At 44.7% G+C, this 14703-nt stretch carries 14 protein-coding genes; 1 reads left to right on the top strand and 13 read right to left on the bottom strand.

Annotated elements, in window-relative coordinates; all coding sequences use genetic code 11:
- Window position 1: 1 nt before the first annotated feature.
- The 10 genes from lapB to AB4351_RS15565 form a co-directional block, all read right to left on the bottom strand.
- A complete protein-coding gene (lapB, locus tag AB4351_RS15610) occupies window positions 2–1177 on the bottom strand; it encodes a lipopolysaccharide assembly protein LapB (RefSeq protein ID WP_017060240.1) in 1176 nt (391 codons plus the stop codon).
- Window positions 1178–1189: 12 nt separating this feature from the next.
- A complete protein-coding gene (locus AB4351_RS15605; RefSeq protein ID WP_017066774.1) occupies window positions 1190–1462 on the bottom strand; it encodes a LapA family protein in 273 nt (90 codons plus the stop codon).
- Between the two features lie 129 nt (window positions 1463–1591).
- Window positions 1592–1876 carry an integration host factor subunit beta gene (gene ihfB / locus AB4351_RS15600; protein ID WP_017060238.1) on the bottom strand — a complete coding sequence of 95 codons (285 nt, stop codon included), beginning with the start codon at window positions 1874–1876 and terminating at the stop codon, window positions 1592–1594.
- A 121-nt stretch (window positions 1877–1997) separates the two neighbouring features.
- Window positions 1998–3668, bottom strand: coding sequence for a 30S ribosomal protein S1 (gene rpsA / locus AB4351_RS15595; RefSeq protein WP_010439921.1), 1671 nt, complete (start codon window positions 3666–3668; stop codon window positions 1998–2000).
- A 106-nt stretch (window positions 3669–3774) separates the two neighbouring features.
- Window positions 3775–4455: a (d)CMP kinase gene (gene cmk, locus AB4351_RS15590; protein WP_017060237.1), complete on the bottom strand. Its 681-nt coding sequence runs from the start codon at window positions 4453–4455 to the stop codon at window positions 3775–3777.
- A 292-nt stretch (window positions 4456–4747) separates the two neighbouring features.
- A complete protein-coding gene (kdsB, locus tag AB4351_RS15585) occupies window positions 4748–5494 on the bottom strand; it encodes a 3-deoxy-manno-octulosonate cytidylyltransferase (protein WP_017060236.1) in 747 nt (248 codons plus the stop codon).
- Window positions 5494–5673 (bottom strand): Trm112 family protein, encoded by a 180-nt coding sequence (locus tag AB4351_RS15580; RefSeq protein WP_004736429.1) that lies wholly within the window; start codon window positions 5671–5673, stop codon window positions 5494–5496. The genes kdsB and AB4351_RS15580 overlap by 1 nt, the downstream gene beginning before the upstream one ends.
- Window positions 5654–6661, bottom strand: coding sequence for a tetraacyldisaccharide 4'-kinase (lpxK, locus tag AB4351_RS15575; RefSeq protein ID WP_372126503.1), 1008 nt, complete (start codon window positions 6659–6661; stop codon window positions 5654–5656). Before lpxK ends, AB4351_RS15580 begins: the two co-directional genes overlap by 20 nt.
- 13 nt (window positions 6662–6674) lie before the next feature.
- Window positions 6675–8423 (bottom strand): lipid A ABC transporter ATP-binding protein/permease MsbA, encoded by a 1749-nt coding sequence (gene msbA, locus AB4351_RS15570; protein ID WP_102321278.1) that lies wholly within the window; start codon window positions 8421–8423, stop codon window positions 6675–6677.
- 31 nt (window positions 8424–8454) lie between these two features.
- A complete protein-coding gene (locus AB4351_RS15565; protein WP_372126490.1) occupies window positions 8455–10785 on the bottom strand; it encodes a DNA internalization-related competence protein ComEC/Rec2 in 2331 nt (776 codons plus the stop codon).
- Window positions 10786–10802: 17 nt separating this feature from the next.
- Between AB4351_RS15565 and AB4351_RS15560 the strand changes: the two genes are divergently transcribed.
- Window positions 10803–11315, top strand: coding sequence for a DUF2062 domain-containing protein (locus tag AB4351_RS15560; RefSeq protein ID WP_017060232.1), 513 nt, complete (start codon window positions 10803–10805; stop codon window positions 11313–11315).
- Between the two features lie 205 nt (window positions 11316–11520).
- Here the strand turns inward: AB4351_RS15560 and lolE are convergent, their stop codons facing one another.
- From lolE to lolC, 3 genes are read right to left on the bottom strand one after another with little or no spacing between them, the layout of a single operon-like run.
- Window positions 11521–12765: a lipoprotein-releasing ABC transporter permease subunit LolE gene (gene lolE, locus AB4351_RS15555; protein WP_017072111.1), complete on the bottom strand. Its 1245-nt coding sequence runs from the start codon at window positions 12763–12765 to the stop codon at window positions 11521–11523.
- The gene (lolD, locus tag AB4351_RS15550) at window positions 12766–13458 is read right to left on the bottom strand and encodes a lipoprotein-releasing ABC transporter ATP-binding protein LolD (protein WP_048614550.1); all 693 of its coding nucleotides are present in this window, start codon (window positions 13456–13458) and stop codon (window positions 12766–12768) included.
- Window positions 13451–14659: a lipoprotein-releasing ABC transporter permease subunit LolC gene (lolC, locus tag AB4351_RS15545; RefSeq protein WP_372126488.1), complete on the bottom strand. Its 1209-nt coding sequence runs from the start codon at window positions 14657–14659 to the stop codon at window positions 13451–13453. Before lolC ends, lolD begins: the two co-directional genes overlap by 8 nt.
- Between the last annotated feature and the right edge of the window lie 44 nt (window positions 14660–14703).

Below are 14703 nucleotides of genomic sequence, written 5' to 3'. Positions count from 1 at the left end.
TCTATTCACCATCAAGTCCACGAATAGGCTTGATCGTCCCCCACCCTTTACATGAAGGGCAGTGCCAATACAAAGAGTGTGTCGAGAAACCACACTGACGACAACGGTAATGAGGCTTAACCTTAAGCTGTTCACCAACCATAGATTGAAGTGTGGTTAAGCTGTCTTTTGCTCGGCCTTCTTCTGCTTCCGCTAGGTGGTAATCGATTAATCGATAAAAACCTTTCATGGTTGGATTTTTAACAAGCTGCTTTGTCAGTAACTCTTGAGCAGAGCCTACATCTTCATGGTGAGCAACCAATTGCGCCAGCATCAGTTCGGCAGATACACCGGCTTTCTTCTGAATACACGCTTTGAGGAACTCGACCAATTGAGCTTCTTGTCCAAGCTTGTGGTAACACTCAGCAAGGGTTGGCAACACCTCACTGATAAAATCGATATCTTGTTCAAGTACCGATTCAAGACAATCAATTGTCTTTTGGTAATCTTCGTTCGCTAAGTGGAACTTCCCTAGTGCGATACTTGCGCGAACACATTTAGGGTCTTCAGAAAGCGCCTTCTTAAAATGCTGAAGCGCTTTAGAACGATTACCATCGGCTTGTTCTTGCATTGCAAGCTCACACCAGAAATGCGCGACTGTGGCACGCATCTTCATTTTTTTCTTGCCGAGCTTAACTAAGATATTTCCGTAATGGATAGCCTTGTTCCACTCACGGGTCTGCTGATAAATAGCCACCAACTGCTGTAAAGCGCCCTCTTTATGGTCAGGTTCTTCTACAAGTTGTTCAAAGATTTTTTCAGCGCGATCAAGGAAGCCAGAGACCATGTAGTCCTTAGCTAATTGTTGCAGTGCGAGATTTTTCTGATCGAGGGTAAGCCCCGAACGAGAGATGAGATTTTGGTGAATACGAATAGCGCGGTCGACTTCGCCTCTTGAGCGGAACAAGTTGCCCAAAGCCAAGTGAGTATCGATGGTTTCATTGTCTACTTGAAGCAGCTCAATGAAGTGATCAACCGCTTTGTCAGATTGGTCTGACAGTAATAGGTTCAAACCCGTCACGTATTGACGGGAGATCTGGTGTGATTGCTTTTGTTTTTCTTGCTGAGCATTACGATTACCCATATACCAGCCATAAGCGGCTGCGATGGGCAAAAGTAAGAACAGTAACTCTAACATCAAATATAGCCTTTAAGCTTTAGTATCAGCAGCGACCTGCTTTGATTGCTTATTGAGTTGCTTCTTCAAGCGATGAATTTTTAGCTGAGACCGCATGTGCATATTACCAAAGACTAACCAAGCAAGGGCGAAGCCTGAAACGAATACAACACCTAATAAACTTGATAGGTGGAAGTCACCTTGCGCTAGCAGATAGTTGAAATTCACAGTTGTTTGGTTTTGAGAGCCTAAAGCCAGTGCAATTAGGAAAAGTGCGATAACGGCGACTATTTTTATAATTTTCATAGTTCATCACTCATTGGTTGGTTAGCTGTACGATTATGCAGGAAAATTACTAATCAGACCACCATATTATGGTCATAAAAAAGCGGCATACATTATAGTATGCCGCTTTTCTTAATTCCGATAAGTAGGCTACATTCCTGAGTTTACTCGTTCACGCAGCTCTTTACCTGGTTTGAAGTGAGGAACGTATTTACCTTCTAACTCAACCTTGTCACCAGTCTTTGGGTTACGTCCAACACGAGGCTCACGATAATGCAGAGAAAAGCTGCCAAAACCGCGAATTTCGATTCGATCACCACTTTCTAGTGTTGAAGCCATATGCTCTAAAATGTCTTTTACAGCGTCTTCAATTTCTTTTGCAGAAAGATGCGTTTGCTCAGCGCACAGTCTCTCAATCAATTCAGACTTAGTCATAGTTACCCTCGTTGGTTTTCTTTTTAGAAATTATAGACCTATCGGAAAAATAAGCAAAAAAAAAGGAGCCTTACGGCTCCTTTCTTGGCTAGATAGCTATAATTCTCTTAATGAGAAGCTATTATTCGCCTTTAGCAGCTTTGAATGCGTCTGCCATTGCGTTACCGAACGCGCCTTCTTCAGACTTGTTCAGTGAAGCCATTGCTTCTTGCTCATCAGCTTCATCTTTAGCTTTGATAGATAGGTTGATTACGCGGTTCTTACGGTCTACACCAGTGAACTTCGCTTCAACGCTGTCGCCAACGCTTAGGATTAGAGATGCATCTTCGATACGGTCGCGAGAAACTTCAGAAGCGCGGATGTAACCTTCAACGCCTTCGATTAGCTCGATAGTAGCGCCTTTCGCGTCAACTGCAGTAACAGTACCGTTTACAAGAACACCTTTCTTGTTGTCAGCAACGTATGCGTTGAACGGGTCGTTTTCCATTTGCTTAACGCCAAGAGAAATACGCTCACGCTCTGCATCTACTGCTAGAACAACAGCAGAGATTTCGTCGCCTTTCTTGTATTCACGTACAGCTTCTTCGCCGGCAGCGTTCCAAGAAATGTCAGATAGGTGTACAAGACCGTCGATACCGCCTTCTAGACCGATGAAGATACCAAAGTCAGTGATAGACTTGATCTTACCAGTAACTTTGTCGCCCTTAGCTTGCATTTCTGCAAATGACTGCCATGGGTTAGCTTTACACTGTTTCAGACCTAGAGAGATACGACGACGTTCTTCGTCGATATCAAGAACCATAACCTCAACTTCGTCGCCAACATTAACAACTTTAGAAGGGTGGATGTTCTTGTTAGTCCAATCCATTTCAGAAACGTGTACTAGACCTTCAACGCCTTCTTCGATTTCAACGAAGCAGCCGTAGTCAGTTAGGTTTGTAACACGACCAGAAAGCTTGTGACCTTCTGGGTAACGCTTAGCGATTGCTACCCATGGATCTTCGCCTAGTTGCTTAAGACCTAGTGAAACACGAGTGCGCTCACGATCGAACTTAAGAACTTTAACTAGGATTTCGTCACCAACGTTAACGATCTCTGATGGGTGCTTAACGCGCTTCCAAGCCATATCTGTGATATGTAGAAGACCGTCAACACCGCCAAGGTCAACGAATGCACCGTAGTCAGTAAGGTTCTTAACGATACCTTTAACTTCAGTACCTTCTTGTAGAGTTTCAAGAAGTTCGTCACGCTCAACACTGTTTTCAGATTCGATAACAGCACGACGAGAAACAACAACGTTGTTACGCTTCTGGTCTAGCTTGATTACTTTGAACTCTAGCTCTTTGTTTTCTAGGTGAGCAGTGTCACGGATAGGACGTACGTCTACTAGAGAACCAGGAAGGAAAGCACGGATACCGTTAAGTTCAACAGTGAAACCGCCTTTAACTTTACCGTTGATGATACCAACAACAGTTTCAGCTTCTTCGCAAGCTTTCTCAAGTACGATCCAAGCTTCGTGACGCTTAGCTTTCTCACGAGAAAGTTGAGTTTCACCGAAACCATCTTCAACAGCGTCTAGAGCTACGTCTACTTCAGCACCAACTTCAACTTCAAGTTCGCCAGCAGCGTTCTTGAATTGTTCAGCAGGGATAGCAGATTCAGACTTAAGACCAGCGTCTACAAGAACGAAACCGTTCTCGATAGCTACTACAGTACCTTTAACGATGCTGCCTTGTTGGAATTCAGTTTCAGATAGAAACTCTTCAAAGAGTTGAGCAAAAGATTCAGTCATTATTTAATCTTCAATAATTAAACGTCCATGGGTATCCTACCGCATGGGGTTGATAAATTCGCCGGTCATCATCCTTGCGACCAACGTTCGTACTAGCTCGGCGAAATTACCCAGCCAGTTTCGATTCAATATAGTGTAGTGCTTTTTCTACTACCTGCTCAATATTCATTGAGGTGGAATCAAGCACTAGAGCATCCTCTGCAGGGCGAAGTGGCGCCACTGGGCGATTACGATCTCGGTCGTCTCGCTCTTGGATCTCGCTCAAAAGGTCGTCAAATTTAACATCTAACCCCTTCTGTTGCAACTGTTTAAGGCGGCGACTCGCACGCTCTTCAGCACTTGCATCTAAAAATATTTTCGCTTCAGCTTCAGGAAACACAACCGTTCCCATGTCACGGCCATCTGCTACCAAACCAGGTGCCGCGCTGAATGCGCGTTGACGACGAAGCAGTGCTTCGCGAACGCGAGGTAAAGCAGCAACTTTTGAAGCCGCCATGCCAGTCTCTTCTTTACGAAGTTCACCAGACACATCTTCACCTTCTAGGATAACCTTAACTAAGTCGCCTTCAGCAATAAACTGCACGTCTAAGTGTGTAGCAAGCGGTACTAAAGCATCCTCTGATTCAGTATCCACACCATGGTGAATTGCCGCTAAAGCCAATACGCGATAGATCGCGCCTGAGTCTAGAAGATGAAAGCCTAGCTTATCTGCTAGCAACATACACAGGGTACCTTTACCTGCACCACTTGGTCCATCAACCGTAATCACTGGGCTTTGAGAAGGCATCTTTTACTCCACGTTTTGTCGTAAGTTTTATTCTGTACTAGCGATTCGCCACTACTTTATAGGCGGCATATTATAGAGAAAAATTGGAACTCGAGCGAGGTAAATCTCAGATAATTCCGTGTTGATGATGCATAAACCAATGCAACTATCTCAATATCCGTTTGCTTAGGTTAATAAGACACGCACGCGCTTTTCGATAGCGCACTTTTCGATAGATAGAAAAAAACCTCGCAATAGGCAAGGCTCATGATTTTTCATTTTGTAGAGCAAACAAGAATTCGCTCAAAGAAGCTTAACCAATAATAGCTCGAACCGCTTCTAGGTCTTCAGGCGTATCAACACCAGCCGCAGGTGCTTCCGCCGCAACGTCTACGTGGATTTTTTCACCGTACCAAAGTACTCGTAATTGCTCTAGGCACTCAATACGTTCAAGAGTGCTTGGTTCCCAGTTAATGTAGGTATTGATAAAACCCGCTCGGTAAGCATAGATACCAATATGACGAAGCAAAGGAGATTCCGCTGCAGTACCGTTGTTCGCGTAAGCATCGCGATCCCAAGGGATGGTTGCTCGGCTAAAATACAAGGCATAACCGTCTTTATCGGTTACAACTTTAACGGCATTAGGGTTAAACACTTCATCAGCATGAGTGATTTCCACACCTAACGTTGCCATCGGAGCTGTACTGTTAGCAAGATTGTTGGCAACCTGATTAATGATCGAAGGTGGGATAAGTGGCTCATCACCTTGAACATTAACGATAATATGATCATCAGGAATATTCATAACTTCAATCACTTCAGCTAGGCGTTCAGTGCCCGATTCGTGATTCGGTGATGTCATACAAACGGTCGCGCCAAATGCTTTAGCCGCTTTTTCAACTCGAGCGTCGTCGGTAGCGATAATAACGTTATCGGCACCCGCTTTCATTGACTGTTCGTATACCCATTGAATCATCGGCTTTCCACCAATGTCAGCAAGTGGCTTCCCTGGTAAACGGCTCGATTGGTATCTTGCAGGTATAACAACCGTATAAGACATTACTTACCCTCATCCATAGAAACGGTGCGAGCTTCAGGTTCTAAAAGAACAGGAATACCCTCTTTAATTGGGTAAGCAAGGCGATCAATTTTACAAACAAGCTCTTGCTTATCCTTGTCAAAAGTTAGTTTACCTTTACATACAGGGCAAGCAACGATCTCAAGTAGACGGTGATCCATAGTATTCCATAACCTCTTTTATTCTTTTTAAAATTTGCTGTTGCGAATCTTCATCAAACTGCGCAGAAACTGGAAGATACCACCAGTTATCTTGCGCATATTCTTCGCATTTTACAGCGTCTTTTTCTGTCATAATCATATTCATACCTTTATTAGCTAAGGCATGAAGTTCATCTTTATCAAAATCTTGATGGTCGGAGAAGCCCTGTGTGAAAACCACATCACCATCAAGATCTTCCAATGTTTTAAAAAAGCGCGGTGGGTGGCCAATACCGGCAAAAGCCACCAGCTTGTGTAATTTTGCCACAGACCTTTTCTGACCAGTCTTTAGGTTAACTGCTTGGCTTGGAAGCAAAGACATCGAGAACTCTCGACCGTGCGCTTTACCGCCATTGTTTACCAAAAAGTCGACTTCATCTAAACGAGAAACCGGCTCTCGTAATGGACCTAAAGGAATCAAACTCTCACTACCAAAGCGTCTTGCGCCGTCGATAACTGCAAATTCAATGTCGCGTTCAAGCGCGTAATGCTGAAGGCCATCGTCAGTGATAATCACATCAACGCCTTTGCTCAGCAATGCTTTCACTGCGTTAGCTCGCACAGGGTCGACTGCGACTGGCGCACCAGTTCGCTTACGAATCAAGCGAGGTTCATCACCCGAATGCTCAGCTGGGGTATTTTCATCCAACACCAACGGATAGCTTGGTGCTTTTGCACCGTAGCCACGAGATACGACTCCGGGTTTAAAGCCGTGAGCCTGAAGCATCTCAACTAACCAAATCACAACCGGTGTTTTACCATTTCCACCAGCAGTAATATTGCCCACAACAATAACAGGTAAAGGCGGGCGGTAGGTCTCTTTATTCCCTGAGAGATAAGCGTCACGACGCCGACTACTGATCATTTTGAACAGCAGACTCAGTGGCCACAAAAGCGGCCAGAGAAGATATTTCAACGGGTGATTGTTAAACCAAATCTTTTCGATCACAACAAGACCTAATTTATCCGCTGAACTGAATTCGGTGTAATTGTGCATAAGCACCATCATGCGCGATTAGCTCAGCATGTGCGCCCCTTTCTACAATATGTCCATCATCAACCACTAGAATTTCATCAGCTTGCTCGATGGTAGAGAGTCTGTGTGCGATAACTAATACTGTTTTGTCTTTCTGCAGTTCTTCTAGTGCAGATTGAATAGCTCTCTCTGACTCTGTATCCAGTGCAGACGTTGCCTCATCAAGAATCAAAACCGGTGCATCTCTCAATAGCGCTCGTGCAATCGCAATACGCTGTCTTTGACCACCAGATAGACTCGCGCCATTCTCGCCCACAACCGTATCAATGCCATTTTCCATACCATCGATAAACTCACTTGCATGAGCAAGCTTAGCCGCGTATTCGATCTGTTCACGTGAATACTGTTCTTCTGCTGCGTAAGCGATGTTGTTAGCCACCGTATCGTTAAACAGATGTACATTTTGAGAAACGAGCGCAAAGTGCTCACGCAGATTTCTCAATTCGTAATCACGAATGTCGTGGCCATCAAGCTCAATTGAACCAGAGTCTACGTCATAAAAACGAGTAAATAGGTTGGCAATGGTACTCTTACCCGAACCCGATCGCCCAACAAGCGCAACCGTTTTACCTTTCGGTATATTAAAGCTGACCTTATCAAGTGCTGGTTTTTCTGCACCGTCATAAGTAAACGTGACATCTTTTACTGCAACTTCACCCGTTACAGTTTCAGGTTTCAACGTTCCTTTGTTTTGCTCGGTATCTAGATCCATCAAGCCAAATAGAGTCGTACTCGCAGCCATACCACGTTGGAATTCAGACGTTACGTTAGTTAACGCCTTTAGCGGACGTAATAGACCAAACATTGCAGAGAAGACAACGGTAAACGTACCAGGAGTAAGCTCGGCTTTAATAGAATCGACACTAGCAAGGAATAGAACAACAACAATCGCAACTGATGCGATCATTTGAATAATCGGGTTAGCGGCCGCTTGAGCAGTGATTAACTTCATGCTTTGTTGGCGCATTTGGTTACTAACTTTATCAAAGCGGTGTTTTTCTAGATCTTGACCACCGTAAGTTAGAACCACTTTATGCCCTTTCAGCATTTGTTCAGCTGAAGAAGCAACGTGACCCATGCTAGTTTGCATGTTCTTAGAGATCTTTCTGAATCGCTTCGATACGATACTGATCGCCCACGCAACCAAAGGCGCTACAGCAAATAACACCAAAGATAACTGCCAACTATTCCAGAACATCAGCGTCAACAAGCCAATAATACTTGCACCTTCACGGACAATACTGACTAACGCTTTACTGGTTGCTGCAGACACTTGCTCTGAATCGTAAGTAATTCGAGATAGCAATGCGCCTGTCTGTTCTTTATCGAAGAAAGAAACAGGCATGTGCATGAAATGGCTGAAAATCTTACGACGAATTTCCATCACCACATTGCCAGAGACCCAACTCAAGCAATAGGTTGAAACAAAGCCACTGACGCCACGAACGAACATCATGGCAAAGATAATAAGTGGAAGTGTACGTAAAAAGTCAGATTCAGCATTACCAAAGCCTTCATCAAGTAACGGCTTTAGTAAGGAAATCATATAGGTATCAGAAACGGCATTTATAATAAGCGCAATTACCGCAACACCTAGGCCGGCCTTATATAATCGAATATAAGTCCAAAGTCTTTTAAATGTGACCCAGGTAGTTTCATCTGTTTGTGTTGACATAGAATCGCTTAATTTTCTCACAATAATCTATCTATTCTACTCCCTTACGGAGCATCTGCCTATACCACTGCCCGCCTTGTTGTTCTCTAATCGCATGATATTGCCAACCTTCTTTGCTAAGAGTGATGGTTATTTGTCCGCTTTCTCCAGTATCTAGCCAAGTACTCCCCGCTTCCTGATAACGTTCAATAACAAACTCACTCGGCATTCCCCACTGGTTGCCTTTGGCAAGAGAAGCTATCGCCAGCTGAGGAGACACCGCCTCAATAAACGACTTAATCGATGACGAATCGCTGCCATGATGCGGAACCAACATAACATCACTCCTTAGCTGTTCTCCTTCACGAGCAAGTAACCACTCACTTACCAGTTCAATATCACCAGTGAGCAACATTGAGAAATCAGCACTATGATCTGAGATCTTGACCACACACGAATGTGGGTTATACGCCCTCTTTACTTGCTTAGGCGGCCACAACACCTCAAAAACAACATTTTGCCAGTTCCAAACCTCTCCAATAGTACATGTTTGAATATTAGACGGGGCTTGAGTGATAGATTGGCGTTCTTGAATAATGTTCTGACTGGTTCTTATCCACTTTGGCGTATAGTTCTCAAGTAATGCCGGATAACCACCAGCATGGTCAGAATCGAAATGACTCACAATCACGCCTTCTAATTCATAAATCCCCCGCTGATTCAAAGTAGGAATCAACAAAGACTCAACAACCGAGCCTCCTGGCCACGCATTGCCAAGATCATAAACAACAATCTGATTGTTCTTTTCCAAGACCAAAGACAACCCATGCCCAACATCCAAGATATCAATAGTTAGTTTGTCTTGCTGGGGTTTGCTGAACTCCCACCACAGCACAAACACTGCAGTTACCAATATCGATAATGTTCGCTTGAAATACCGACTAACAAAGCTCAAAAACAAGATAAGGAATACTGATAATGCAATCGTCTGATTATCGACTTGGATCCAAAATCGCTCAGAGAAAGGAAGACTAAATACGAGAGGCTCAAGCGATAAGTCGACTAACTTCCACAGCTGACTGACCAAATCATTGTCTAGCGCTGTTATACCAACCACGCCAGACACTGACTCCGATATTAAGCTTAGAAACATTGCCAGAAACAACAGCGGGATCGTCACCATCGATACCCAAGGCAAAAGGAACAAGTTGTAGAAAACAGAGACTAAACTGACTCCTTTGAAAAACAACATCGAGGAAGGCGCGATAAGGAATGTCAGCATCAGTTGAAGCTTAATAAGTTGGAGTGCGTAGTCGATAAATGTAAAGCTTGAAGCTGAGCGCTGAGTATTACAGGCGATATAGAAAACAGCGCCCAATGCACCAAAGGACAACCAAAAACTGCTCGACAAAGCTGAAAACGGCCAAATCAGCAGAACCACGCACACACTTAAAGTAACATACCGAAGCAAACTGATATTTTGCCCACGCCACAAGAAATAACTCGCGATAACGCACATCACCAAAGCTCTCAAAGTTGGCAGCGTGAATCCAGCAAACCAACTATAGAAATACGCCAAGCCGAGCCCGAATATTGTAGGTAACCAAAGAAATGAAGGGGAAAGTAACCTTAGTATCTTGCCAATCTGATAGCCGATACCAAAGGCAATCCCAATATGCAGCCCCGAAATAGCCATCAAGTGAATCAGGCCACTGCTTTTAAGCATATCCCACCGCTGAGGCGGAATAAGGTCTCGATATCCAAAACTCAAAGCGATAATGAGATCTTGATTTGCCAGCAGACTTAACCTTTCAAGGCTGGCTTCAAACCATTGGGCGCGTAAGTTGGTGCTAGAATGAATTCGGTACTTGGTATCTGCTCTGTAAGTTGCATTGGCAACCACGCCAGCACTAAACAAGTACTTTTCTCGGTCAAAGCCGGCTTCGTTGAGTTTGCCCCATATCGGCTTTATTGAGGCCGATAAATAGACATCATCTCCAAGCGTTAGCTTGAAAGGAGTAAACAAACGCAATTTTATCAATTGAGGAAAGATTAATTTTTCGCCGCCAATTGATCTGACTACTATTACGCTTTCAAAACCGTGGCTATTTTCACTAAAAAGGCTAACAACCGACGCATTTATGGTAGTATTCTGCCCTGATTGGAATAAGCGACTCGTTTGTATTTCAATCGCATTCCCTAGGCAGATAACTAGTATCAATGCTGTTACTGGACCTCTTGCACTCCGGAAAACGCTATACTTTGTTGGTGCTAGCTGTAACAACAGCATCAATGGTGCCCAAACCCAATGTGGCATCACAGGCCAGAAGCTGGCAGACACAACTGTCGCAGCAAATGAAATCAAGAACCAAGTGTTAAACAAGAGAGTAGCTTCCTCCTATGCCAAGAAAGTTTATCAAACGATTTATGCCTGACCATGATCTAATCAAGCGTCAGAAAGCATTGAAAGTTTTTGGCAATGTTTTGTACAACCCCAACTTATGGTGCCTTAATCGTCGCTCTGCGGCTGGCGCGTTTGCTGTTGGGTTATTCATGGCGTTTGTCCCTCTACCAAGTCAAATGATTATGTCTGCAGGCCTTGCTGTCGCATGTGGCGTTAACCTGCCTTTAGCTGTCGCACTTGTTTGGATCAGTAACCCGGTTACCATGCCTGTTCTCTTCTACTTTGCTTATAAAGTCGGGGCGTTTGTTATGCATGTGCCACCGCAAGCCTTCCATTTCGAATTGTCTTGGGACTTCATCTTGGCGCAAATGAGCACTATAGGGCCTCCGTTCTTATTGGGTTGTCTGATTTGTGGCGTGGTTTCAGCAATGATTGGCTACTTTGGTATTCGCGGTTTATGGCGCTACTCAGTAGTAAGAAGTTGGAAGAAGCGACAAGCAAGGCACTGAACGCCATTTCTTGTTATTCAATCTAACCTTGTATGCGCTTCACTTAAAACGTACACAAGTTAAAATCGGATGAGCTACTTACCTCTGCAAGATTGGCATGTAACGAAAGTCGTAAAGAACACGAATTGAATTCAATAAAAAAGGATCCCACTGGGATCCTTTTTTGTATCGACTGAAAACTGACGGCCTGTTATTTAGGCGAATGCTATTTAGAACTCAGCACTGAGGCTGGATTCAACTTCGCCGCGCGTGATGCTGGGTACCATGTCGCCAGTAAACTCAGCACAATCGCAGTGCCGGAAACCACAACAACATCCGTCATATCAAGTTGTGATGGCAAGAAGTCGACAAAATAGATATCACCGGACAAGAACTGGTGATCGACCAACTTTTCAAGTCCTTTGATTAGTGTCGTGAGATTAAGAGCGACTAGCACACCTATTGCACTGCCCACTAAACTGCCTAACACGCCTGAGAATACGCCCTGCCAAACAAAGATGCGCTTCACAAGGCCGTCTGATGCACCCATGGTTCTTAAAATCGCGATCTCTGATGCTCTGTCTTTTACTGCCATCATTAGCGTCGAGACAATATTGAAACAAGCCACACCAATAACCAGTACCATCACCAGATACATGATGGTACGAACGAGTTGGATATCTCGATACAAGAAACCAAACTTCTGCTGCCAGCTTCGTAGATACACATACACATCAAGCTGATTGCCCACTTCACGCACAATAGAGTTCGCGTTCAGCACATCGGTCACTTTCAAAGAAACCCCAGTTACCGCCTCACCTAAGTTTGCGTAGACCTGAGCATCACCAATCGGGATTAGCGCCAAACTGTGATCTATCTGACCATTAAGCGTCAGCAAGCCAACCACTTTCACTCGAACACGTTTTGGTGCCTGAACCTTCACAGAACCGTTTACCGTCGGAATCATCAAAGTCAGATAATCACCGACTTTCGCACCCAGCACATTCGCTACACCAGAACCCAAAATGATCTGTTGTTGCCCTGCCTTAAACTCGCTCCAAGCTTGCTTATCGATAAAACTCGATAGGCTTGATACCTGTTGTTCTAGCTGCGGATCAACGCCGCGAACTTCAATTGCTTTGAGTTCTTTGCCCTTTTCAGCAAGCGCAGTAATTTTCACATAAGGCGCAGCAGCAACGACTTTATCGTGCTTAACCGACTCCTCAATCACGTGCTCCCAACGAGTCACAGGCTCATTCACGCCTTCAAATTCACCATGAGGAATGACAGAAAGTACTCGTGATTGAAGCTCTCGCTCAAAGCCATTCATCGCAGATAAGCCGATAATGATCACCGCGACACCAACCGCAATACCAATCGTCGAAGACAATGAGATGAACGACACCATCTTGTCTCGTTGTTTCGCACGGCTAAATCGGCCGCCTATCAATAGAGATAAAGAGGAAAACACTTAGCTCTCCTCTTTTTCTACGTTGACCAGTAAACCATCTTGCATGTGAAGTTGGCGATCCATCTTACCGGCAAGTTCACCATCGTGAGTCACGACCAAAAAGGCAGTATCGTATTCACGGTTCAGTTCACGCATTAAGTCGTAAATAGACAGTGCGGTGTTATGGTCAAGGTTACCGGTTGGTTCATCCGCCAACACTAGCGCAGGCTTATTCACCAATGCACGAGCAATCGCCACACGTTGCCTCTCGCCACCAGAAAGCTCTGAAGGTCGGTGGTCCACGCGGTGACTCAATCCAACTTTGTCCAACAAACGTTGTGCTTCTTGCTTTGCTTTAGCGGGCTTTTCGCCGCCAATCAATAACGGCATCGCCACGTTTTCTAAAGCTGAAAAGTCAGATAGAAGATGATGGAACTGATACACAAAGCCAAGATGCTGGTTGCGAAGCTTCGCCTGCTTATTCGAACTCAAAGATGCTAAATCTTGACCAAGAAAACTCACACTGCCCGCAGAAGCATCGTCTAATGCGCCTAAGATATGCAGTAAGGTACTTTTACCCGACCCAGAGGTACCGATGATTGCTACTAGCTCACCCTTTTCGATTTCAAAGCTGACTCCCTTGAGCACCTCAGTATCTAACGAGCCTTCACGGTACGTTTTACGGATATCATTACATTGAAGAAAATTACTCATAACGAAGGGCCTCAGCAGGTTTCACAGACGATGCACGATAAGAAGGGAATACAGTGGCAATCAGGCTAAGTGCAATAGCCAAAACCACAACAACAGCGATTTGAATTGGGTTAATCAGAATTGGCAACTGTCCACCAAAGGAGAATAGAGCAACGCCCATCGCCTCTAAAATAGTATTAAGGTTCATCGCTAGAGCAACGCCTAACACACCACCAGAGAGCGCACCAATCACGCCACTACTTGCGCCTTGAACCATGAAGATCCCCATGACTTGACCATCAGTCATGCCTTGGGTCTTAAGAATCGCGACTTCAGACTGCTTCTCCATCACCACCATGATAAGTGCTGAGATAATATTGAAAGCAGCAACACCGATGATAAGCCCAAGCATTAAACCCATCATGTTTTTTTCCATACGAACGGCTTGGAATAGCTCACCTCGTTGGTCTCGCCAGTCGCTCCACAACCAACCTTCCGGTAATGGCTGAGTTGATAACTCTGCGACTTCAAACGGGTCTTCAAAAAACAGTCGCCAACCTGAAATGGTGTCTGACTTATAACGCATCAAACGCCCAGCATCTTGGATATCCGTCACCATAAGTTGGGCATCAATATCCGAGCCCGTATTAAAGATACCAGCTACGGTGAAATTACGTTGGCTAGGAATACGCCCCAATGGTGTGTATTGACTCGCGCTGGTCACCATTAGACGAACTTTGTCGCCCATCGATACTTTTAGGTTTCTCGCCAGAGTATGACCAAGAAACAGCTGATATTGCCCAGCTTGAAGTGAAGACAAGCGACCCGCGATTAAGTGGTCTTGAAGTGGATCATCAGAATTGGGTTGGATGCCAATCAAAAGGCCAGCAAAAAGCTGAGCAGGGCTCTGAATCACTGCCTCACTGCGAACAATCGGTTCAACATGACCATTAAGCGAAATTTGTTCTGCGAAGCTTGGGGCTTTTTCAGAAAGTGAGGTCGTGCCTCCTTGTTCATAAACCACAGCCTGAGGAAGAACGCCGAGAATTCGGTCTTTTAATTGCGCTTCGAATCCATTCATTACCGATAAAACAGTAATCAAAGACAGCACACCAATGGTGATACCTGCCGTCGACATGTAAGAAACAAAACGGCTAAAGCGATCACCTGAACGGCCTTTCAAATAACGCAGGCCAACAAACATTGAAATAGGATGAAACATACTTTGAACCATCAAAAAGGGATGCGGGTTAATGTAACGGGTAT

It is taken from the genome of Vibrio sp. 10N.261.51.F11 (assembly GCF_041471665.1).
Classification (GTDB): domain Bacteria; phylum Pseudomonadota; class Gammaproteobacteria; order Enterobacterales; family Vibrionaceae; genus Vibrio; species Vibrio crassostreae_C.
Note: the sequence above shows the minus strand (reverse complement) of the source record. Positions and strands in the feature narration are given on the sequence as shown.

Bases quoted from the DNA above. Each gene is read 5' to 3' on its own strand.
- lapB (WP_017060240.1), bottom strand. From the start codon at position 1,177: ATGTTAGAGTTACTGTTCTTACTTTTGCCCATCGCAGCCGCTTATGGC.
- AB4351_RS15605 (WP_017066774.1), bottom strand. From the start codon at position 1,462: ATGAAAATTATAAAAATAGTCGCCGTTATCGCACTTTTCCTAATTGCA.
- ihfB (WP_017060238.1), bottom strand. From the start codon at position 1,876: ATGACTAAGTCTGAATTGATTGAGAGACTGTGCGCTGAGCAAACGCAT.
- rpsA (WP_010439921.1), bottom strand. From the start codon at position 3,668: ATGACTGAATCTTTTGCTCAACTCTTTGAAGAGTTTCTATCTGAAACT.
- cmk (WP_017060237.1), bottom strand. From the start codon at position 4,455: ATGCCTTCTCAAAGCCCAGTGATTACGGTTGATGGACCAAGTGGTGCA.
- kdsB (WP_017060236.1), bottom strand. From the start codon at position 5,494: ATGTCTTATACGGTTGTTATACCTGCAAGATACCAATCGAGCCGTTTA.
- AB4351_RS15580 (WP_004736429.1), bottom strand. From the start codon at position 5,673: ATGGATCACCGTCTACTTGAGATCGTTGCTTGCCCTGTATGTAAAGGT.
- msbA (WP_102321278.1), bottom strand. From the start codon at position 8,423: ATGTCAACACAAACAGATGAAACTACCTGGGTCACATTTAAAAGACTT.
- AB4351_RS15560 (WP_017060232.1), top strand. From the start codon at position 10,803: ATGCCAAGAAAGTTTATCAAACGATTTATGCCTGACCATGATCTAATC.
- lolD (WP_048614550.1), bottom strand. From the start codon at position 13,458: ATGAGTAATTTTCTTCAATGTAATGATATCCGTAAAACGTACCGTGAA.
- lolC (WP_372126488.1), bottom strand. From the start codon at position 14,659: ATGTTTCATCCTATTTCAATGTTTGTTGGCCTGCGTTATTTGAAAGGC.